The following is a 20,360-nucleotide window of genomic DNA, read 5'->3' on the forward strand; positions in this document are numbered from 1 at the left end:
TCCATAGCTCAGCTGGATAGAGTACTCGGCTACGAACCGAGCGGTCGGAGGTTCGAATCCTCCTGGATGCACCATATTCTTCAATATGGTCAGTGCCTCAGTGTGTCATGACGTAATTTGCGTTCAGGCCGCACTAAGGAGGATAACGTTGCATCAGCAACGGCCCGCAGGGCGAAGCGCAAGCTGAGTAATCCTCCTGGATGCACCATATTCTCAAATAGGGTCAGCGCCTCAGTGTGCCATGACGTAATTTGTGTCCAGCCCGCATTCACGCTCTTCTCTTTTTCTCTGGCTCCATCCACGCGGCTTTTCAGCCTCATCTGCGTAACAGATTCATCATTTCATCTTAAGCAACGCCCAGCCACACCTGTCCTGCTTAACCCGCTGCAGTTTGCCCCTCATGCAGGTGCGCCGCCGCCCTGGCACCAGACGATTGTTAAAAAATCGCTGAAAATTCGTACTGTTATCGCTGGTCGCGCACGATCACCTTTATCTGAAAAGAAAAATTGTTAATGCTTTCAAAGCATTTGCTGTTCATCCCCCCTGGCGACAACCTGTCCACATTAGGCTAAAGTAATGTCTCATTTGATGAATGTCCGGAGTGACAATGTACGATCACTATGACGCCCTGATTTTCGATATGGACGGCACGATCCTGGATACAGAGCCGACACATCGAAAAGCGTGGCGTCAGGTACTGGCGCACTACGGATTAACGCTGGATGAAGCACGTATTATCGACTTCAATGGCGCACCCGCCTGGCGGCTTGCGCAGTTCATCATTGACACCAATCAGTCGTCTCTCGATCCCCATCTTCTTGCCGCAGAGAAAACCGCTGCCGTGAAAGCGATGCTGCTGGACAACGTCAGGCCGCTGCCTTTACTGGAAGTGGCTAAAGCGTACCACGGACGTCGTCCGATGGCGGTGGGCACCGGAAGCGAGCACAGCATGGCGGAGGCGTTACTGACGCAACTGGGCGTGCGTGAGCTGTTTTCGGCTGTGGTGGGTGCTGATGATGTGAAGCGACACAAACCCGAGCCAGAAACCTTTCTGCGCTGCGCAGCGCTGATGGGTGTGGCGCCTGAACGGTGTGTGGTCTTTGAGGATGCCGATTTTGGCATTCAGGCCGCGAAAGCGGCAGGGATGGATGTGGTGGATGTCCGCTTACTGTGAGTGACATCCTCACCTATGCCTCCATGTTCGGCAGCAGTTTTTTGAGTGCGACGCTTCTGCCTGGAAGTTCTGAAGCACTGCTGATAGCACTATTGATAGCAAAAAAGACATCAGTTTACGGATTGCTTTTAGCCGCATCACTGGGAAACACACTGGGCGGCTTAACGAACATTCTTATTGGTCGCCTGCTGCCGTTAAAAGGTCAGGGGCGATGGCATGACACAGCAATGACGTGGTTGCACCGGCTGGGACCTGCAGCGCTGCTCTTCAGCTGGCTACCGGTGATAGGTGACCTGCTCTGCGTTCTCGCGGGCTGGTTACGGTTCGCCTGGCTGCCAGTGATGCTGTTTCTCGCTGTCGGTAAAACACTGCGTTATATCGTTATCGCGATAGCCACATTACAGGGTATGGAATGGTGGCATTGATTCGCACAGATTCGAGGCTACGGTTAAGATTATGCTGAACAAAAATAAATTATTATCACAGCGGGGGGGGAATGTGATCCCGGACGTCTCTAAAGCGCTCTCCTGGCTGGAAGCGCATCCCAATGCTCTTAAGGGCATTGGCCGTGGCATCGAGCGTGAAACACTGCGCGTACAGGCAAATGGCGAACTGGCAAAAAGCGGCCACCCGGCCTCGCTGGGGTCGGCGCTGAAGCATGACTGGATCACCACCGATTTTGCCGAAACGTTGCTGGAGTTTATTACCCCAGTGGATCACAGCATCGATCACATGCTGGCTTTCCTGCGCGATATCCATCGTCACGTTGCCCGTGAGCTGGGTGACGAGCGTATGTGGCCTTTCAGTATGCCGTGCGTGATTGACGATGCGGATAATATTGAGCTGGCACAGTATGGTCAATCCAACATTGGTCAGATGAAGACCCTCTATCGTCAGGGGCTGAAAAACCGCTACGGCGCGTTGATGCAGACCATCTCCGGCATTCACTACAACTTCTCGCTGCCGCTTTCCTTCTGGCAGGAGTGGGCGGATGTGAAAGATGTGGAGAGCGGAAAAGAGACCATCTCGGCGGGCTACCTGCGGTTGATCCGCAACTACTATCGCTTCGGCTGGGTAATCCCTTATCTGTTTGGCGCATCGCCAGCGATCAGCTCCAGCTTCCTGCAGGGCCGTGAGAGTCCGCTGCCGTTTGAAACCAACGACAAAGATACAATGTGGCTGCCTTATGCAACTTCATTGCGTCTGAGCGATCTCGGCTACACCAATAAATCGCAGAGCTCGCTGGGCATTACGTTTAACTCGCTGGAAGGCTATGTCACGGCGCTGAAGAAAGCGATCAAAACGCCGTCAGAAGAGTTTGCGGGCATGGGCACGAAAGATGCTGACGGCAACTGGCTGCAGCTCAATACCAACGTGCTGCAGATTGAGAATGAACTCTATGCGCCAATCCGGCCAAAACGGGTGACCCGTTCCGGTGAAGCGCCATCTGATGCGCTGCTGCGGGGTGGCATTGAGTACATTGAAGTCCGTTCACTGGATATCAACCCGTTCTCGGCTATCGGTGTCGATGAGAACCAGGTGCGCTTCCTCGACCTGTTCCTGATCTGGTGTACGCTGGCCGATGCGCCGGAGATGAGTGCAGAAGAGCTGCAGTGTACCCGTAAAAACTGGAACCGCGTGGTGCTGGAAGGCCGTAAACCGGATCAGAAAATTGCCGTGGGTTGTGGTGAAGCGGAACATTCGCTGGTTGAAGTGGGCAAAACCCTGTTTGCCGATCTGCGTCGGGTTGCTGAAGTGTTAGACAGCAACAATCAGGCGAGCACGGAATATCAACAGGTTTGCGATCAACTGGTAGCATCGTTCGACGATCCTGAGCTAACCTACTCGGCGCGCATTCTGCAGGCCATGAAGGATAATGGTGTGACCGGAACCGGCGTGGCGCTGGCTGAACAGTATCGTCATCTGCTCTGCGAAGAGCCGCTGGAGGTGCTGACCGAAGAGGATTTCTCGCGTCAGGCGCAGGAATCTGTCGCGGCGCAGCAGCAGCTGGAAGCGAACGATAAGCTGGATTTTGAAGCGTATCTGGCGAGCCGGGAAGGGTAGAAAAGAAAAAGGCCACATCAATGTGGCCAAATTAACATCTCTGTTGTCAGGGATGATGATAACAAATGCGCGTCTTTCATATATTCAGACGTTGGGCGAACAGAAAAGTTTCATCGTTTTAAAAAAAATTCTCAGAACAGGAGGTGACGTATGCCACTACTGGATAGTTTTACCGTTGATCACACCATCATGGGCGCACCGGCGGTTCGCGTTGCGAAAACCATGAAGACTCCGCATGGCGATACGATTACCGTTTTTGACCTGCGTTTCTGCCGCCCGAACATTGATATCCTCACTGAGCGTGGCATTCATACGCTGGAGCATCTCTTTGCCGGGTTTATGCGTGATCATCTCAACGGTGACGGTGTGGAAATCGTCGATATTTCGCCGATGGGCTGCCGTACTGGCTTCTACATGAGCCTGATTGGTACGCCAGATGAGCAGCGCGTGGCGAAAGCGTGGAAAGGGGCGATGGAAGACGTTCTGAAAGTAAAAGATCAGAACCAGATCCCTGAGCTGAACGAATACCAGTGTGGTAGCTACAAACTGCACTCACTGGATGAAGCGCAGCAGATTGCCCGCAACGTGCTGGCGCATGAGATCGGCGTTAACCGTAACGAAGATCTGAAACTGCCTGCTGAAAAGCTGAAAGAACTGCACATCTAGTCAGAGCTGTCCGGCTAAAAAAAACGCCGCATCGTGTCGATTGCGGCGTTTTTTTATGGCTTCAGGAACCGACCGATTTTTTCAGCGGTGTCTTCGGCGTGATGCGCACCTGCTTAATCATGTTGTCCTGCACGTCCAGGATATCGATATTGTAGTGACCGATCTGAACGCGGGTGTTGATAGCGGGGATCTCCTCCAGCGCTTCCAGCAGCATACCGTTGATGGTGCGGGCTTCCTGCTCTGGCAGATGCCAGTTAAACGCCTTGTTGATTTCACGCACGCTGGCACTGCCTTCGATCAGCACGGAACCATCATTCTGGGGCATCACCTCTTCGGCCAGCGACGGCGACATTGAGGTGGTAAAATCTCCCACGATCTCCTCCAGAATGTCTTCTATGGTCACCAGTCCTTTGATGTCACCATATTCATCCACCACCAGGCCCGTTTTCTTTTTGTTGCGCTGGAATTTTACCAGCTGGGTGTTGAGCGGTGTCCCTTCCGGGATGTAGTAAATCTCATCCGCAGCGCGCAGCAGCATCTCTTTGGTGAACTCTTTTTTCTCGGTCATCATGCGCCAGGCTTCACGCACCCGCAGCATGCCGACACAGTCATCCAGTGAGTCGCGGAACAGGACAATGCGGCCATGCGGTGAGTGGCTCAGCTGGCGGACGACGGATTTCCAGTCATCGCTGATGTTGATACCGACAATCTCGTTACGCGGCACCATGATGTCATCAACGCTGACCTTCTCCAGATCGAGTACCGAGAGCAGCATATCCTGATTACGGCGCGACATCAGGCTACGTGACTCATAGACGATGGTGCGAAGCTCCTCTTTGCTCAGCGCAGAACTGATTGCGCCTTCAGCCCGGATTCCCACCATCCGCATCAGCAGACGGGTAATGGTATTCAGCAGCCAAACCAGCGGCAGCATGATGTATTGCAGCGGGACCAGCAGCAGGCTGCTGGGAAAAGCGACCCGCTCCGGATAGAGCGCGGCTACCGTTTTCGGCAGCACTTCAGCAAAGACCAGCACGACGAAGGTCAGGATACCGGTCGCGACGGCGACCCCTTCGTCACCGTGCAGGCGCATGCCGACGATGGTGGCGAGGGCGGAGGCCAGAATATTCACCAGGTTATTGCCGATTAATACCAGGCTCAGCAGCCGATCGGGACGCCGCAGTAACTTTTCCACCCGGCGCGCAGCGCGACTGCCGTTTTTAACCTGATGGCGCAGCTTATAGCGATTAAGCGTCATCATGCCGGTTTCCGACCCGGCAAACCAGGCGGAGACCAGAACCATGACGCACAGAATAATAATCAGCGTGGTGGTTGAAACATGTTCCAACGCAGAACTTCCTTTTTAATGAGAGACAGGGACAAGCAGATGCTGCAGGATGCGACTGCCGAAGTAAGCCATGGTCAACAGCACCGCACCGCTGCAGTTAAACCAGACGACGCGGCGACCACGCCAGCCTTCATGATAGTGTCCCCAGAGCAAAACGATATAAACAAACCACGCGATAATCGAAAGCACGGCTTTATCGACGTTTTCGGCGCTGAAAAGATCCTGCATGTAGAACAGACCGGTGCAGAGCACCAGCGTTAACAGGACGACCCCGACCTGCGTGATATGAAACATCTTGCGTTCGATGGTCAGCAGCGGCGGCATATCCTGCGTAAACGCCAGGCGCTTGTTTTTTAACTGGTAATCGATCCATGCCAGCTGCAGCGCATAGAGGGCAGCGATAATCAGCGTTGCATAGGCGAAGAGCGACAGGCCGATATGGATCATCATCCCTGGCGTCGTTTCCAGGTGGGTGATAAAGGCATTAGGGACAAAGGTCGCAAAGGCCAGATTGATCAGCGCGAAGCTGTAGACAATCGGCAGCAGCAACCAGCCGCGGTTGCGTGACGCCACAATGGTCATAATGGCGCAGATCAACAGGCTGACCAGTGAACCGATGTTGAGCAGGCTTAAATTCTGGCCGCTATCAACCGCAAATATGCGCTGCTGCAGGGCTACCGCGTGTGTCACCAGCGCCACACAGGCAGAGAGCATCGCCATTCGCCGCCAGCCGCCATTACGCTTCAGCAGGCTCGGAATGATCAGGGCAAGACTTAAGGAGTAGGCTAACAGCGCCACTATCGGGAAAACGAACATAGATCCTTTCAGGTTCAGTCAGATAAGGAAAAAGGCAGTATAGCGCCAGCCGCAGCAGGCTCCAAACGATCTGAGGGGCAATTGCAGAGATCGCGGCGGCTTCGTGTTATAATCCGCCGCATTCTGCCGATCAGGCGCCTCGCGATCTTTTTAAGTGAGAGACCATGTTTGATAATTTAACCGATCGTTTGTCGCAAACCCTGCGAAACATCAGCGGCCGCGGAAGGCTGACTGAAGAGAACATTAAAGAGACCCTGCGTGAAGTGCGCATGGCACTGCTTGAAGCTGACGTTGCGCTGCCGGTGGTGCGTGACTTCATCAACCGCGTAAAAGAGAGCGCGGTCGGCCATGATGTGAACAAAAGCCTGACGCCGGGTCAGGAGTTCATCAAAATCGTTCGTAACGAATTGGTTGCGGCGATGGGGGCAGAGAACAATGCTCTCGACCTGGCCGCTCAGCCGCCAGCCGTGGTGCTGATGGCGGGTCTGCAGGGTGCCGGTAAAACCACCAGCGTGGGTAAGCTGGGTAAATTCCTGCGCGAGAAGCACAAAAAGAAAGTGCTGGTTGTCTCTGCCGACGTTTATCGTCCGGCGGCAATCAAACAGCTGGAAACGCTGGCGCAGCAGGTTGGCGTGGATTTCTGCCCCTCTGACCTCAGCCAGAAGCCGGTGGAGATCGTCAACAATGCGCTGCGTGAAGCGCGCCTGAAATTCTACGATGTGCTGCTGGTGGATACCGCGGGTCGTCTGCACGTTGATGAAGCGATGATGGACGAAATCAAACAGGTTCATGCCGCGATTAATCCGGTAGAAACGCTGTTTGTGGTCGATGCCATGACCGGTCAGGATGCGGCCAACACGGCCAAAGCCTTCAACGAAGCGCTGCCGCTCACCGGCGTGATCCTGACCAAAGTTGACGGTGATGCACGTGGGGGTGCGGCGCTGTCGATTCGTCATATCACCGGCAAGCCAATTAAATTTATGGGTGTCGGCGAGAAAACCGAAGCCCTGGAGCCGTTCTATCCGGACCGTATTGCATCACGCATCCTCGGCATGGGTGACGTGCTGTCACTGATCGAAGATATCGAAAGCAAGGTTGACCGCGATAAAGCGGAGAAGCTGGCGAAGAAGCTGAAAACCGGCGACGGTTTCGATCTCAACGACTTCCTTGAGCAGCTGAAGCAGATGCGCAACATGGGCGGCATGGCCAGCCTGATGGGTAAACTGCCCGGCATGGGACAGCTGCCTGACAACGTAAAGTCGCAGATGGATGACAAGGTTCTGGTGCGCATGGAAGCCATCATCAACTCGATGACACGCAAAGAGCGTGAGAAGCCAGAGATCATCAAAGGCTCGCGTAAGCGCCGCATCGCCACCGGCTCCGGCATGCAGGTGCAGGACGTTAACCGCTTATTAAAGCAGTTCGACGACATGCAGCGTATGATGAAGAAGATGAAGAAGGGCGGTATGGCGAAAATGATGCGCGGCATGAAAGGTATGATGCCGCCAGGATTCCCTGGCCGCTAAGGGTTCCACAAAAAAGCCCGAAAGGACGCGGTTTAGGTTGCTTTTTGCGCCAAAATGAGTAAAATTTTCGGGCTTTTTATACAGCACCCGGACCCCGTTCCTCGATGGGGGCCGGGTGTTTTATTAACTGAAGAGGATGTTATGGTAACAATTCGTTTGGCACGTCACGGCGCTAAAAAGCGTCCGTTCTATCAGGTCGTCGTTACTGACAGCCGCAATGCACGCAACGGTCGTTTCATCGAGCGCGTTGGTTTCTTCAACCCGATCGCTTCTGGTCAGGCTGAAGGTCTGCGTCTGGATATGGATCGTATCGAGCACTGGGTTGGCCAGGGCGCAACGCTTTCTGATCGCGTTAACGCGCTGGTCAAAGAAGCTAAGAAAGCAGCTTAATCTGTCACGGTGGTGAGCATGAGCAGACAAATTGCCGCACAGCCTCCTGTCAACCCGATTGTATTGGGCAAGATGGGAGCCGCCTACGGTATTCGCGGCTGGCTCAAAGTGTTTTCCTCCACTGAAGACGCTGAAAGCATCTTCAGCTACCAACCCTGGTTCATCCAGCGCGCCGGTAAATGGCAGCATGTCGAACTGGAAAGTTGGAAGCACCACAATCAGGACCTGATCATCAAAGTCAAAGGCATTGAAGATCGGGATGCGGCGGCTCAGTTAACCAATTGCGAAATTCAGGTTGACTCGACGCAGTTGCCATCGCTGGAAGAGGGTGACTACTACTGGAAAGACCTTATGGGCTGCCAGGTGGTTAACCTTGAAGGCTACGAGATGGGCAAAGTCATCGATATGATGGAAACCGGCTCGAACGACGTTCTCGTCGTTAAGGCAAACCTGAAGGATGCATTCGGTGTTCAGGAGCGGTTAATTCCGTTTCTTGATGAACAGGTTATCAGGAAAGTCGATCTCTCTACTCGCGTCATTGAGGTAGATTGGGATCCTGGTTTTTGAGCTCCGAATCGAGCGGTAACGTAACGGCGAATACAATGTGGATTGGTGTTATTAGCCTGTTTCCAGAAATGTTTCGCGCTATTACCGACTACGGGGTAACTGGCCGGGCTGTAAAAAACGGTCTGCTCAGCATTCAAAGCTGGAGTCCGCGTGACTTCACGCACGACCGGCACCGTACCGTGGATGATCGTCCTTACGGCGGCGGACCGGGAATGCTGATGATGGTACAACCCTTACGGGATGCCATCTCCGCAGCGAAAGCAGCGGCAGGTGATGGCGCCAGGGTGATATATCTTTCACCTCAGGGTCGCAAACTGGACCAACAGGGCGTTTGCGAACTGGCGGCACGAGACAAGTTAATTCTGGTCTGTGGCCGTTATGAAGGGATAGATGAGCGCGTAATCCACGCCGAAATTGATGAAGAATGGTCAATCGGTGATTACGTTCTCAGTGGCGGGGAACTGCCAGCCATGACGATGATTGACGCAGTCGCCCGGTTTATTCCCGGCGTACTCGGCAAGCAGGCGTCAGCCGATGAGGATTCGTTCTCTGACGGCTTGCTGGATTGTCCGCACTATACCCGACCTGAAGTGTTAGAGGGCGTGGAAGTCCCGGCAGTTTTACTGTCAGGTAACCATGCCGATATTCGCCGCTGGCGTCTGAAGCAGTCGCTAGGCCGTACCTGGCTAAGAAGACCTGAACTTCTGGAAAACCTGGCTCTGACTGAAGAGCAAGCAAGGTTGCTGAATGAGTTCCAGCGGGAACATCAGCAGCAACAAAACGATGATGTGGAAGAGTAATCTTCCCCGACTATCAGTTTACCCAGGATATGAGATTTAATTATGAGCAACATTATCAAGCAAATTGAACAAGAGCAGATGAAACAGGACGTACCTTCCTTCCGCCCGGGTGATTCCGTGGAAGTGAAAGTATGGGTCGTTGAAGGTTCTAAAAAACGTCTGCAGGCATTCGAGGGCGTGGTTATCGCTATTCGTAACCGCGGTCTGCACTCTGCATTCACTGTTCGCAAAATTTCTAACGGCGAAGGCGTTGAGCGTGTATTCCAGACTCACTCGCCGGTCATTGACAGCATCGCTGTTAAACGTCGTGGCGCTGTGCGTAAAGCCAAACTGTACTACCTGCGTGAGCGTACTGGTAAGTCTGCTCGTATTAAAGAGCGTCTTAACTAAGGTATCGCTAACGCGACATCTGAAAGTTAATAGCAAACAAGGGGTTGGCATCTGCCAGCCCCTTTTTTTGTCCTGTTGCCTGCCGTTAAGCGGTCTCTGGCCGCTGAAAATGATAAATCGCGGTATTGACCGGCCCATCATTGAGCACGATCAGGCCATAACGACAGCCAATAAAATCGCCGCCCGACTTCTCCGCGACGGCTCTGCTGGCGAGATTATCCTCGGCAACCAGAATCTCAATCACCCGTGTTTCAGGACGTGAAAACCCCAGCGGCAATAAAGTGGCGACGGCACGGGTCGCAATCCCCTGACGCTGAACATCACTACGCACCCAGTAGCCAATCGCACTGGCAGCGCCGGGATGGCGGGCAAAGCGCACGCCTGCGCCTCCCAGCAGCTGATCGTGCTGATCGACAATCGCAAACTCTTCAGCTTCTTCCCGCATCCGTTGCCAGTGGGTAAAGCGAATCCAGCTCTCCGCCTCATGCGGCTGATAGTCGTGATGTGCCCAGGCCATCCAGGGGATCAGGCTGTCCAGTGAGGCGTTCACCGCAGCGGTAAACGCAGGAACATCGCTTAACAGGAAAGGTCGCAGATGCGTCGTGCGTGGTGATGAAGGCATATCATTCCCGGATGCAAACCCTTAATCGTTTCATTTTGCCTGCGCCGGTAAGAAAAACAACAAAAGCGGGTGTAAAGATATAATTACATTTTGATCCTGGCGCTCTCTTTTGTTTTATCTTTTATATATATGATTTTATTTATTAATTTATAGATTCCTGCGGCGGTTATTGATCTGTGGTAATTAATGTGTACATTCTATCTTGCGCTCTGTACCGGCTGTGATACAGTGACGTCAATCCTCAGCGAGGAGTCCAGAACCGCCAATACGAGATAAAGGATCGCCATCATGCAAAAAGACGCGCTGAACAATGTGCACATCGCCGGTGAACAGGTTTTAATTACACCTGAAGAGCTGAAAGCGAAGTTTCCACTGACGCCGGAACAGCAGGAGCAGGTTGCGGCTTCACGCCAGACCATCTCTGACATCATTGCCGGGCGCGATCCGCGTCTGCTGGTGGTATGCGGACCCTGTTCAATTCACGATACCGAAGTCGCACTGGACTATGCGCGTCGTCTGCAAACCCTTTCTGAACAGCTGAGCGATCAGCTCTATATCGTTATGCGCGTCTACTTTGAAAAACCCCGTACCACCGTCGGCTGGAAAGGGCTGATCAACGATCCTTACATGGATAACTCGTTCGATATGGAAGCGGGTCTGCACATCGCTCGTAAGCTGCTGGTGGACCTGGTTGAAATGGGCCTGCCGCTGGCGACAGAAGCGCTCGATCCAAACAGCCCGCAATATCTGGGTGATCTGTTCAGCTGGTCCGCGATTGGCGCACGCACGACCGAATCCCAGACGCACCGCGAAATGGCTTCGGGTCTCTCCATGCCGGTAGGTTTTAAAAATGGCACCGATGGCAGCCTGGGCACGGCGATCAATGCGATGCGCGCCGCGGCAATGCCGCATCGCTTCGTCGGCATCAATCAGGCGGGTCAGGTCTGCCTGCTGCAGACGCAGGGCAACCCGGATGGGCATGTAATCCTGCGTGGTGGTAAAGCGCCGAACTACGGTCCTGAAGATGTCGCACAGTGTGAAAAAGAGATGCAGAAGGCGGGACTGCGTCCTGCCTTAATGATAGATTGCAGCCATGGTAATTCGAACAAAGACTACAGCCGTCAGCCTGGCGTAGCGGAATCCGCTATCGCCCAGATCAAAGACGGGAACCGTTCAATCATTGGTCTGATGCTGGAAAGCCATATCAATGAGGGTAACCAGTCTTCTGAACTGCCACGCAGCGAAATGAAATATGGCGTTTCCGTCACCGATGCGTGCATCAGCTGGGACGTGACCGAAACGTTGCTGCGTGAGATGCATCAGGATCTGAAGGGAGTGCTGTCGGCGCGTCTGTCACAAGAGGTATAAGAGGAATGGTGGCTGAACTGACCGCGTTACGCGATCAAATTGATAGTGTTGATAAAGCGCTCCTTGATCTGCTGGCCAGACGTCTGGAGCTGGTCGCTGAGGTAGGGGAAGTTAAAAGCCGTTACGGCCTGCCTATCTATGTGCCTGAACGGGAAGCGTCAATGCTGGCTTCCCGTCGCAAAGAGGCTGAAGCGCTCGGTGTGCCGCCGGATCTGATTGAGGATGTGCTGCGTCGCGTGATGCGCGAATCCTATACCAGCGAGAATGATAAAGGCTTTAAAACCCTGTGCCCGGCACTGCGTCCGGTGGTGATCGTTGGTGGCAAGGGCCAGATGGGCCGACTCTTTGAAAAGATGCTCGGCCTGTCAGGCTATACGGTGAAAACGCTGGATAAAGAGGACTGGCCGCAGGCGGAGACCTTACTCCGTGATGCCGGTATGGTCATTATCAGCGTGCCAATTCACCTGACTGAACAGGTGATAGCACAATTACCGCCTCTGCCAGACGACTGCATTCTGGTCGATCTGGCGTCGGTCAAAAACCGCCCTCTGCAGGCGATGCTGGCCGCCCATAACGGTCCGGTGCTGGGTCTTCACCCGATGTTCGGCCCGGACAGTGGCAGCCTGGCGAAACAGGTGGTGGTCTGGTGTGATGGCCGGCAGCCGGAGGCGTATCAATGGTTCCTGGAGCAGATTCAGGTCTGGGGTGCGCGCCTGCATCGCATCAGTGCGGTTGAGCACGATCAGAACATGGCGTTTATCCAGGCGCTGCGTCACTTTGCCACCTTTGCTTATGGCCTGCATTTAGCCGAAGAGAACGTCAATCTTGACCAGCTGCTGGCGCTTTCATCACCGATTTACCGGCTGGAACTGGCGATGGTCGGGCGGTTATTCGCTCAGGACCCGCAGCTTTACGCCGATATCATTATGTCTTCAGAGAGTAATCTGGCGCTGATTAAACGTTACTACCAGCGGTTTGGTGAAGCGATTGCGCTGCTGGAGCAGGGTGACAAACAGGCGTTTATCGCCAGCTTTAATCGCGTAGAGCAGTGGTTTGGCGATCACGCCCGACGCTTCCTCATTGAGAGTCGCAGCCTGCTGCGATCGGCGAACGACAGCCGCCCATAAAAGAAAAAGGCATCCTTCCGGATGCCTTTTTTCTATTCGGCAGGTTCAACGGGCACGACATTCTCGCTGGGATAACAGCCCAGCACCTTCAGCGAGCGGGTCATTGTCTGTAATTCCTGCAGCGCCTGCTGCATCCGCTCTGATTGCAGATTGCCCTGCACATCAATGTAGAACATCTCTTCCCACGGATTACCGTGAATCGGGCGGGACTCCAGCTTGCTCATAATCAGGTTGTGCTGACGCAGTACCAGCAGCGCATCGACCAGCGCACCCGCCTGCTGACCGGTTGCCATGATCAGCGTGGTTTTGGCCGGTACCTGATCTGACACATCGATTGCCTTACGCGCCAGCACGATGAAGCGGGTGTGGTTTTGCTGCTGATTGGCCAGATTCCGCTCCAGCACCTGCAACTGATAGAGTTCACCACCGGCTTCACTGCCCAGGGCCGCAACGGCAGGGGAGTTGAGCGCTGCGACCTTTTCCATTGCCGCGGCCGTACTCTCGGTATATTCGATTTTCCAGTGCGGGAAGCGGTTAATAAACTGGCTGCACTGCTGGAACGGCTGAGGATGGCTGTAAACCGTCTCTATCTGCTGCAGGTCGCTGCTACCCTTCACCAGGACGCAGTGGTCGATAGGCAGCGTCAGTTCACCCACAATGGAGAGGCTGGTCTGCTGCAGCAGGTCATAAACATCATTGATGGAGCCTGAACTGGTGTTCTCAATCGGCATGACGGCGTAATCGGCTGCGCCATTTTCGACCTGTTTGATGATGTCGTGAAACTTCAGGCAGCCACACTCCACCATATTATCGAAGTGGCGCGATGCATAGTTGCGTGCCGCCAGATGGGAGTAAGAGCCTTTAGGACCGAGGAAGGCGATACGCGCCGCATGGGCATGAGGGTGGTTGAGGTTCTTTTGCAGCAGCGCCTGCTGGGTCAGAACGGAATCTTCAATAACCAGCTGAAACAGACGGGTGATATAATGCGCATCCAGGTGATGGGCCTTACCCAGCACAATCAGATTTTCCAGCAGCGCGCGTTCGCGCTCGACATCCCGAATCGGGCGATGTGTAGCCAGCTTGGCCTGCGCAACTTCCACTGCCAGCAGACGACGCTCAGCCAGCAGCGTCAGAAGTTTTTTATCCACTGCGCTGATCTTATCGCGTAGCGCCAGCAATGGATTGTCGGGATTCATAGGGCTCACCTGTATGCTATCCAAAAAAAAAGCCTCCCGGCTGGGAGGCTTGGTTGTTCGTCTTCGCTTTCATTTTCTCACGACGAATGGCCTCCCGTTCAGGGGAAGGTAAAAAAGAAAGCGAAGAAAAACAGATCATGTTTCATGGAAATGTCCGTAAAAGGAGTAGGGGGAGAGTAACCGTACAGCTTAAAAGCTGTCAATAAAAAACGCGCCCGGAGGCGCGTTAAGAAAATCAGGACGCTTCGTCAGCAGGAATGATGTCTTTCACGCTGGCACTGGCGCGGCGTGCTTCAGACTTGTGCTGTACTTTGTTGAGCTGGCGCTCCAGCTTCGCAATCAGGTCGTTGATCGCGGTGTACATATCGTCATGTTTGGCACTGGCCACCAGAGTCCCGTTTGGGGTGTTAATGGTGGCATCGGCCACGAATTCTTTGGGCTCTTTCGACAGAACAATATGCGGATTAATCAGGTCGGTTTGCCATTTTTCGAGCTTGGCGAGACGGTCTTCAACATGGCTTCGGATGGCCGGGGTGATTTCCATTTGCTTACTGGTAATGTTCAGAATCATCGTTCTTACCTCTCTGTCATTTCCGTCTTGGTCTTCTCAGCATAGCGCGAAAAAGCGCTGAATGTGAGATTTCTATCACGGAAAAATGTCACTTTTTGTCAGTTTTGACAATCTGTGAGAAAGGCTCAGAAACGGGCGGAAATACCTTGAAGCGAACCGATAAACCCGGCATTCTTGATGGGTTAGCTCGCTGATTTCAGATCCAGTTATGACTGTTTTGTGAGCAAAAAAAAGCAGCCTTTCCGGCTGCTTTTTTTATGGCTGAAACGCAGCCTGCTGTCAGCTATTGTTAGCCGCGATGATTTTCGCCACTTTATCCGCTTCAGCGTTCAGCTGCAGGTTTCGGTAGGCATTTTCCATCAGCGGCAGTGCGTCGTGTGTCGCCTGCGTATCCGGATAATCGCGCATCATCCCTTCAACCCGGTTAACAACCGCGACATAAGCCTCACGCTTAGTATAGAATTGCGCCACTGAAAGCTCATATTTGGCCAGGCGATCTTTCAGGTAGACCAGACGTTTCTGCGCGTCAGCGGCATACTGACTGTTCGGGTAACTGCGCAGCAGCTGTGAGAAGTCACGGAAAGCATCACGTGCGTGCGTCGGGTCGCGGTCAGAACGATCGATACCGAAGAAGCCCTGCAGTGCTGAATCATCCAGCGCCATGTCCGTCAGACCTTTCATATAGATGACATAGTCGATGTTCGGATGGGTCGGGTTGAGACGCATAAAGCGCGCAATGGCAGCCTGCGCCAGAGGCAGATCGGCATTTTTATAGTACGCGTAGATTAAATCCAGCTGCACCTGCTGCGAGTAAGGACCGAACGGATAACGATTATCCAGCGCTTCCAGTTGCTTAATCGCAGCTTTAAAGTTACCGTCCTGCAGCTTTTGCTGCGCTGTGGCATAGATTTCAGAAGGCGGGCTGTCCGGTACCGCGTCATTTGAGCCGGAACAACCAACAAGTGCCAGGCTCAGTGTGGCAGCAGCCACCAGATGTTTCATACGCGTCATGACGAAGTGATTATCCTCAAATGTTATGGCGGAAGCTGTCCGTATAGCTCCCGGTAATGACCAGGTACGATAGCACATTATATTAAACGGCATCGCCGTGAAAACCCAACGTTAACGAAGAAGCTGTATATGGCACAACAAGTTCAACTCACCGCAACGGTATCCGAATCACAACTCGGACAACGCTTAGATCAGACTTTGGCGGAATTGTTCCCTGATTATTCACGTTCACGCATAAAAGAGTGGATCCTCGATCGTCGCGTGACGGTAAACGGCGTCATGGTCGATACCCCAAAAGAAAAAGTGTTGGGCGGCGAGCTGGTCGCGATTAACGCTGAGATTGAGGAGGCACAGCGCTGGGAACCGCAAAATCTGCCACTCGACATCGTTTACGAAGATGAAGACATTATTGTCATCAATAAACCCCGCGATTTTGTGGTGCATCCCGGTGCCGGTAATCCGGATGGCACGGTGCTGAATGCATTGCTTCATCACTATCCTGCGATCATGGATGTGCCTCGTGCGGGCATCGTACACCGCCTGGATAAAGACACGACCGGCCTGATGGTCGTGGCGAAAACCGTACCGGCGCAGACGCATCTGGTGGAATCACTGCAGCGGCGTGAAATTACCCGCGAATATGAAGCCGTTGCGATTGGTAATATGACAGCGGGCGGCACGGTCGAAGAGCCGATCAGTCGTCACTCCACCAAACGTACGCACATGGCCGTACACCCGATGGGGAAACCGGCGGTCACGCACTACCGCATCATGGAGCATTTCCGTGCGCACACGCGTCTGCGTCTGCGTCTGGAAACCGGGCGTACTCACCAGATCCGCGTTCATATGTCGCACATCAGCCATCCGCTGGTGGGCGATCCGCTCTACGGTGGGCGCCCGCGTCCGCCAAAAGGCGCCTCAGAGGCATTTATCGCTACGCTACGGGGCTTCGACCGTCAGGCGCTGCACGCTACGATGCTGCGTCTTTACCATCCTATCAGCGGTATTGAAATGGAGTTTCATGCGGCTATCCCGAAGGACATGGTCGATCTGATTGCGGCGTTAAAAGCAGACACCGCAGAATTTAAAGACCAGATGGACTGGTAATGGATCTGATTATTCCTCAATGGCCCGCACCGGCGCGTGTCCGGGCCTGCTCAACCCGCCGCCAGGGCGGAGTCAGTCACTCCCCGTGGGATGCGCTTAACCTGGGCGGGCACGTGGGGGATAATCCCGACGCGGTTGCGCGTAACCGTCAGTTGCTGGTTGATGAGGCGGGGTTGCCTGCTATGCCACAGTGGCTGGATCAGGTGCACGGCACCGGTGTCGTGCGTCTGGCTGAAGGGGGAGAAACGCCATTACGCGCTGACGCCTGCATCACCTCCGAGCCTGGCGTGGTCTGCGCCATTATGACGGCTGACTGTCTGCCGGTGCTGTTCTGTTCGCAGGACGGTGCTGAAGTGGCGGCCGCGCATGCCGGCTGGCGTGGCCTCTGTGCGGGCGTTCTGGAAAATTCTCTGGCGCAGTTCCGATCGCCGCCGGATCAGATTCATGCCTGGCTGGGGCCGGCAATCGGCCCTGATGCGTTTGAGGTCGGTGCCGAAGTGCGCGACGCCTTTGTGGCTCAGGACCCCCACGCCGGACAGGCTTTTCATCCGTCTGGAGAGCGATTCTACGCCAATATCTGGCTGCTGGCGCGCAGGCGACTGCAGGCTGCAGGCGTCCGTTCCATCAGCGCCGACAGTCGCTGTACCTTTACACAGCGTGACGATTTCTTCTCTTTCCGCCGCGATGGGATCACCGGGCGTATGGCAACTTTGATCTGGCTGTTATAACCTTACGCGATAAGACGGTCCAGTTAGCGTATTTTTTACTCAAATCTCAGGTCATTAACCTTGAAAATTTGAGGGATGACCTCATTTAATCTCCAGTAGCATTTTGACCTGTAATGGGAGGAATTATGCGTCTGGATCGTCTTACCAACAAATTTCAGCTGGCTCTCGCCGACGCGCAGTCCCTGGCTCTGGGACACGACAACCAATTTATTGAACCTCTGCACCTGATGAGCGCATTGCTCAAACAGGAAGGCGGATCGGTTTCGCCTTTACTGACGTCGGCCGGTGTCGACGTGACACCTTTTCGCGCGCAGGTTGAGCAGGCCATTGACCGCCTGCCGCAGGTTGAAGGCAGCGAAGGGGATGTTCAACCCTCATCTGACCTCGTCCGGGTATTAAATCTGTGCGACAAACTGGCGCAGAAGCGCAACGACAACTTTATTTCATCTGAATTATTTGTTCTGGCTTCCCTGGAATCACGCGGCTCTCTGGCCGATCTGCTCAAAGCGGCAGGTGCCACTCGCGAAAAAATCACCAGTGCGATTGAACAAATGCGGGGAGGAGACAACATGAACGATCAGGGGGCTGAAGATCAGCGCCAAGCACTGAAGAAATATACCATCGATCTGACCGAGCGCGCCGAGAAGGGCAAACTCGATCCGGTTATCGGCCGTGATGAAGAGATCCGTCGCACCATCCAGGTGTTGCAGCGCCGTACCAAAAATAACCCGGTGCTGATTGGGGAACCCGGCGTGGGTAAAACAGCGATTGTTGAAGGGCTGGCGCAGCGCATCATCAATGGCGAAGTGCCTGAAGGTCTGAAAGGCCGGCGGGTTCTGGCGCTGGATATGGGTGCGCTGGTGGCCGGTGCTAAATATCGCGGTGAATTCGAAGAGCGCCTGAAAGGGGTGCTGAGCGATCTGTCGAAGCAGGAAGGTAACGTCATTCTGTTCATCGACGAGCTGCATACGATGGTCGGTGCCGGTAAAGCTGACGGCGCGATGGATGCCGGCAATATGCTTAAACCCGCGCTTGCGCGTGGCGAGCTGCATTGTGTCGGTGCCACTACGCTGGATGAGTACCGGCAATATATTGAAAAAGATGCTGCGCTGGAGCGCCGTTTCCAGAAAGTCTTTGTGGCGGAACCGAGTGTCGAAGATACCATCGCCATTCTGCGCGGCCTGAAAGAGCGTTATGAACTGCATCATCATGTGCAGATCACTGACCCGGCGATCGTCGCGGCTGCAACGCTCTCTCATCGTTACATTGCGGACCGGCAGCTGCCTGACAAGGCGATTGACCTGATCGACGAGGCGGCATCCAGCATTCGTATGCAGATGGACTCGAAGCCGGAGTCACTGGATCGCCTGGAGCGTCGCATCATTCAGCTGAAGCTGGAGCAGCAGGCACTGAAGAAAGAGGCCGATGATGCCAGCATCAAACGCCTTGAGATGCTGGAGAGCGAGCTGAATCAGAAAGAGCGGGAGTATGCCGAGCTTGAAGATGAGTGGAAAACCGAGAAAGCCTCATTATCCGGCACGCAGAACATCAAAGCTGAACTGGAGCAGGCGCGTCTCAATTTAGAGCAGGCCCGTCGTCAGGGCGATCTCGCTCAGATGTCAGAGCTGCAGTACGGTAAAATTCCTGCCCTGGAAAAACAGTTAGCTGCAGCCACCCAGGCGGAAGGCAAAACCATGAAGTTACTGCGTAACCGGGTAACAGATGTGGAGATTGCCGATGTGCTGGCCCGCTGGACCGGTATCCCGGTAGCACGAATGATGGAAGGTGAGCGCGATAAGCTGTTGCGGATGGAGCAGGAGCTGCATGGCCGGGTTATCGGACAGGATGAAGCCGTTGAGGCGGTATCCAATGCGATTCGTCGCAGCCGTGCCGGTCTGTCGGATCCTAACCGTCCTATCGGTTCGTTCCTGTTCCTGGGGCCGACCGGTGTAGGTAAGACCGAGCTGTGTAAATCGCTGGCTAACTTCCTGTTCGATAGTGACGATGCCATGGTGCGTATCGACATGTCCGAATTTATGGAAAAACATTCGGTGTCACGGCTGGTGGGTGCCCCTCCGGGTTATGTTGGTTATGAAGAGGGCGGTTATCTGACTGAAGCGGTACGCCGTCGTCCTTACTCCGTCATCCTGCTGGATGAGGTCGAAAAGGCGCATCCTGATGTCTTTAACATTCTGCTGCAGGTGCTGGATGATGGACGCCTGACGGATGGACAGGGCAGAACGGTCGATTTCCGTAACAGCGTGGTGATCATGACCTCTAACCTTGGGTCAGATTTAATTCAGGAGCGGTTCGGCGATCTCGGCTATCCGGAAATGAAAGAGATTGTGATGGGTGTGGTTGGCCAGCACTTCCGTCCTGAATTCATCAACCGTATTGATGAGGTCGTGGTGTTCCATCCGCTGGCTGAGAAACATATTGCCTCTATTGCTCAGATTCAGCTGCAGCGGCTGTATCACCGTCTGGAGGAGCGGGGCTATCAGTTGCAGATCTCCGAGGAGGCTCTGCGGTTGCTGGCGGAGAATGGCTACGATCCGGTCTATGGTGCGCGTCCGCTGAAACGGGCGATACAACAGCAGATCGAAAACCCGCTGGCACAGCAGATCCTATCTGGTTCACTGGTGCCGGGCAAAACAATCCAGATGGATGTGGAAAACGATGTGATTACAGCTCATCAGTAATCCTGCGAGATAAAAACGGGCCTCTGGCCCGTTTTTTTATGCCCTTTTACCTGAGTTTTGTTTAATAAGGCAGCGAATTGAGTGCAAAGTGAACGGTTGGTAAAAAAGTTGTCATTTGCACTTGCGCTATCTGAACCGCTCCCTATAATGCGCCTCCATCGACACGGCACACCGGCAACGGGAAACGGGT

At 54.1% G+C, this 20,360-nt stretch carries 21 protein-coding genes and 1 other annotated feature; of the genes, 14 read left to right on the forward strand and 7 right to left on the reverse strand.

Features of this window, described 5'->3' with window-relative positions:
- Positions 1–607: 607 nt before the first annotated feature.
- From yqaB to luxS, 4 genes are all read left to right on the forward strand, one after another.
- Positions 608–1,174, forward strand: a complete 567-nt coding sequence (gene yqaB / locus HFD97_RS19765; RefSeq protein WP_046102440.1) for a fructose-1-phosphate/6-phosphogluconate phosphatase — start codon at positions 608–610, stop codon at positions 1,172–1,174.
- Positions 1,171–1,599 (forward strand): YqaA family protein, encoded by a 429-nt coding sequence (locus HFD97_RS19770; RefSeq protein WP_046102439.1) that lies wholly within the window; start codon positions 1,171–1,173, stop codon positions 1,597–1,599. Before yqaB ends, HFD97_RS19770 begins: the two co-directional genes overlap by 4 nt.
- Before the next feature lie 31 nt (positions 1,600–1,630).
- Positions 1,631–3,238, forward strand: coding sequence for a glutamate--cysteine ligase (gene gshA / locus HFD97_RS19775; protein ID WP_154929363.1), 1,608 nt, complete (start codon positions 1,631–1,633; stop codon positions 3,236–3,238).
- 150 nt (positions 3,239–3,388) lie between these two features.
- Positions 3,389–3,904 carry an S-ribosylhomocysteine lyase gene (gene luxS, locus HFD97_RS19780; RefSeq protein ID WP_009086888.1) on the forward strand — a complete coding sequence of 172 codons (516 nt, stop codon included), beginning with the start codon at positions 3,389–3,391 and terminating at the stop codon, positions 3,902–3,904.
- Between the two features lie 61 nt (positions 3,905–3,965).
- Here the strand turns inward: luxS and HFD97_RS19785 are convergent, their stop codons facing one another.
- Positions 3,966–5,252, reverse strand: coding sequence for an HlyC/CorC family transporter (locus HFD97_RS19785; protein WP_033736021.1), 1,287 nt, complete (start codon positions 5,250–5,252; stop codon positions 3,966–3,968).
- Between the two features lie 15 nt (positions 5,253–5,267).
- Entirely contained in the window at positions 5,268–6,068 is an 801-nt protein-coding gene (locus tag HFD97_RS19790; protein WP_009086884.1) for an inner membrane protein YpjD, read from the reverse strand.
- Between the two features lie 164 nt (positions 6,069–6,232).
- On the opposite strand from HFD97_RS19790, the gene ffh reads away from it, so the two are divergent.
- From ffh to rplS, 5 genes are all read left to right on the forward strand, one after another.
- Positions 6,233–7,594: a signal recognition particle protein gene (ffh, locus tag HFD97_RS19795; protein ID WP_009086882.1), complete on the forward strand. Its 1,362-nt coding sequence runs from the start codon at positions 6,233–6,235 to the stop codon at positions 7,592–7,594.
- A 141-nt stretch (positions 7,595–7,735) separates the two neighbouring features.
- Positions 7,736–7,984: a 30S ribosomal protein S16 gene (rpsP, locus tag HFD97_RS19800; RefSeq protein ID WP_009086880.1), complete on the forward strand. Its 249-nt coding sequence runs from the start codon at positions 7,736–7,738 to the stop codon at positions 7,982–7,984.
- 18 nt (positions 7,985–8,002) lie between these two features.
- On the forward strand, positions 8,003–8,551 hold the full coding sequence (gene rimM, locus HFD97_RS19805; RefSeq protein ID WP_009086878.1) for a ribosome maturation factor RimM: 549 nt from the start codon (positions 8,003–8,005) through the stop codon (positions 8,549–8,551).
- Positions 8,552–8,586: 35 nt separating this feature from the next.
- Positions 8,587–9,351 carry a tRNA (guanosine(37)-N1)-methyltransferase TrmD gene (trmD, locus tag HFD97_RS19810; RefSeq protein WP_009086876.1) on the forward strand — a complete coding sequence of 255 codons (765 nt, stop codon included), beginning with the start codon at positions 8,587–8,589 and terminating at the stop codon, positions 9,349–9,351.
- Positions 9,352–9,393: 42 nt separating this feature from the next.
- Positions 9,394–9,741, forward strand: coding sequence for a 50S ribosomal protein L19 (gene rplS, locus HFD97_RS19815; RefSeq protein WP_003849035.1), 348 nt, complete (start codon positions 9,394–9,396; stop codon positions 9,739–9,741).
- Positions 9,742–9,826: 85 nt separating this feature from the next.
- Here rplS and HFD97_RS19820 read toward each other — a convergent pair whose 3' ends face one another.
- Entirely contained in the window at positions 9,827–10,363 is a 537-nt protein-coding gene (locus tag HFD97_RS19820) for a GNAT family N-acetyltransferase (RefSeq protein WP_058958435.1), read from the reverse strand.
- Between the two features lie 288 nt (positions 10,364–10,651).
- On the opposite strand from HFD97_RS19820, the gene HFD97_RS19825 reads away from it, so the two are divergent.
- The gene (locus HFD97_RS19825; protein ID WP_009086797.1) at positions 10,652–11,731 is read left to right on the forward strand and encodes a 3-deoxy-7-phosphoheptulonate synthase; all 1,080 of its coding nucleotides are present in this window, start codon (positions 10,652–10,654) and stop codon (positions 11,729–11,731) included.
- 5 nt (positions 11,732–11,736) lie between these two features.
- Positions 11,737–12,858 (forward strand): bifunctional chorismate mutase/prephenate dehydrogenase, encoded by a 1,122-nt coding sequence (tyrA, locus tag HFD97_RS19830; RefSeq protein ID WP_009086795.1) that lies wholly within the window; start codon positions 11,737–11,739, stop codon positions 12,856–12,858.
- Between the two features lie 32 nt (positions 12,859–12,890).
- Here tyrA and pheA read toward each other — a convergent pair whose 3' ends face one another.
- The 4 genes from pheA to bamD form a co-directional block, all read right to left on the reverse strand.
- The gene (gene pheA / locus HFD97_RS19835) at positions 12,891–14,054 is read right to left on the reverse strand and encodes a bifunctional chorismate mutase/prephenate dehydratase (protein WP_009086794.1); all 1,164 of its coding nucleotides are present in this window, start codon (positions 14,052–14,054) and stop codon (positions 12,891–12,893) included.
- Positions 14,055–14,076: 22 nt separating this feature from the next.
- Positions 14,077–14,201 (reverse strand) — a sequence feature (Phe leader region).
- Positions 14,153–14,200 (reverse strand): pheA operon leader peptide PheL, encoded by a 48-nt coding sequence (pheL, locus tag HFD97_RS22195; RefSeq protein ID WP_193387678.1) that lies wholly within the window; start codon positions 14,198–14,200, stop codon positions 14,153–14,155. It overlaps the preceding feature by 48 nt.
- Before the next feature lie 88 nt (positions 14,202–14,289).
- Positions 14,290–14,625, reverse strand: a complete 336-nt coding sequence (raiA, locus tag HFD97_RS19840) for a ribosome-associated translation inhibitor RaiA (protein WP_009086789.1) — start codon at positions 14,623–14,625, stop codon at positions 14,290–14,292.
- Between the two features lie 279 nt (positions 14,626–14,904).
- Positions 14,905–15,636 carry an outer membrane protein assembly factor BamD gene (gene bamD, locus HFD97_RS19845; RefSeq protein WP_009086788.1) on the reverse strand — a complete coding sequence of 244 codons (732 nt, stop codon included), beginning with the start codon at positions 15,634–15,636 and terminating at the stop codon, positions 14,905–14,907.
- Positions 15,637–15,765: 129 nt separating this feature from the next.
- Between bamD and rluD the strand changes: the two genes are divergently transcribed.
- The 3 genes from rluD (at position 15,766) to clpB (ending at position 20,170) form a co-directional block, all read left to right on the forward strand.
- A complete protein-coding gene (gene rluD, locus HFD97_RS19850) occupies positions 15,766–16,743 on the forward strand; it encodes a 23S rRNA pseudouridine(1911/1915/1917) synthase RluD (protein WP_167432424.1) in 978 nt (325 codons plus the stop codon).
- Positions 16,743–17,471 carry a purine nucleoside phosphorylase YfiH gene (gene yfiH / locus HFD97_RS19855; RefSeq protein WP_046102434.1) on the forward strand — a complete coding sequence of 243 codons (729 nt, stop codon included), beginning with the start codon at positions 16,743–16,745 and terminating at the stop codon, positions 17,469–17,471. The genes rluD and yfiH overlap by 1 nt, the downstream gene beginning before the upstream one ends.
- A 125-nt stretch (positions 17,472–17,596) precedes the next feature.
- The gene (clpB, locus tag HFD97_RS19860; RefSeq protein WP_167432425.1) at positions 17,597–20,170 is read left to right on the forward strand and encodes an ATP-dependent chaperone ClpB; all 2,574 of its coding nucleotides are present in this window, start codon (positions 17,597–17,599) and stop codon (positions 20,168–20,170) included.
- The last annotated feature ends 190 nt before the right edge of the window (positions 20,171–20,360 follow it).

The organism is Pantoea sp. EKM103V, from assembly GCF_011800365.1.
Classification (GTDB): Bacteria; Pseudomonadota; Gammaproteobacteria; order Enterobacterales; family Enterobacteriaceae; genus Pantoea; species Pantoea anthophila.